Source organism: Vibrio agarilyticus, from assembly GCF_012641465.1.
Lineage (GTDB): Bacteria > Pseudomonadota > Gammaproteobacteria > Enterobacterales > Vibrionaceae > Vibrio > Vibrio agarilyticus.
In genome coordinates, this window is record NZ_JABAIK010000052.1 from 1 (window position 1) to 912 (window position 912).

The 912-nt window shown below is 49.8% G+C and carries 2 protein-coding genes; both read right to left on the minus strand.

Going from position 1 to position 912, the window contains the following annotated elements; translation table 11 throughout:
• A partial coding sequence (locus HGP28_RS18920) for an IS3 family transposase (RefSeq protein WP_343033969.1) occupies positions 1-770 on the minus strand: 770 nt, incomplete at its 3' end.
• Positions 725-912: hypothetical protein (locus tag HGP28_RS18925; protein WP_439333873.1), on the minus strand; the 188-nt coding region annotated here is incomplete at its 5' end. The genes HGP28_RS18920 and HGP28_RS18925, both read right to left, overlap by 46 nt.

The window sequence follows — 912 nt, forward strand, 5'->3', positions numbered from 1 at the left end:
GTTCTGGCCTCATGCATCGACGTAAAATTGTGCATCCAGATACATTGCTCTTTGATGGTTCTGATTAGCCGCTCAACCATGCCATTTTGCTGAGGTGTATGAGGCTGAATAAACTCCTGCGTTAACCCGTATTGCATAGCCAGTGTGGTATATAAACGCGAGGTAAAGACTAAGCCATTATCACTACGTAGTTGCAAACCTGGCGTCGCTTTGCCTATGACGCCATAGCGAGTCAGTAGCGCATCTTCGAGCGCTGCAACAGCGGATTTTGCATTTCCACGTTTGCTTAAGCTCCAACCCAACACCTCACGAGTATGGCAATCCATCACCAGTGTGAGCGCAGCCCAGCGAGCTTGTTCGCCGCACCACACGCGCGCAATATCGGTAGACCAACGCATATCGGGTGCGTGAGCAACCGATGCTTTGGCTTTCACGCGAGGCCTGAACCCTATTGCTCTTTTCCGACATTGCCAGCCTTTCAAACTCATCAGTCGCTGAACGGTGTTTTTGTTCTCTCCAAGCATGAAGGCAACTGTGCGATAACCTGCGTAGGGCAAAGCATCAATGACGCGCTTTATCCGGCTTGCTAACCACTCGTTCACTTTCGGCTTCCGAGCTTTTTCTTGGTAATAGAAAGTGCTGCGGGCCAACCCTGTCCAACGACACAGTTGGCTGATGGATACCGCATCACCTTCTTTGGCCATCTCATCCCTGATAGCGGGGATCAGTCGTCGTCTTGGTCGAGATGGCGATTGAGCTTTTTTAGGAATTTGATTTGCAGCATGGCCTCCCCATAAGCCGCGTGTAAATCATCAATCTTTTTCTCATATTGCTCACTGAGATCCTTTGGATTTGCTTTAAGCGCGTTCTCCATTCCACCCAATGCATCATCAACCCACCGTTCAACTTCTG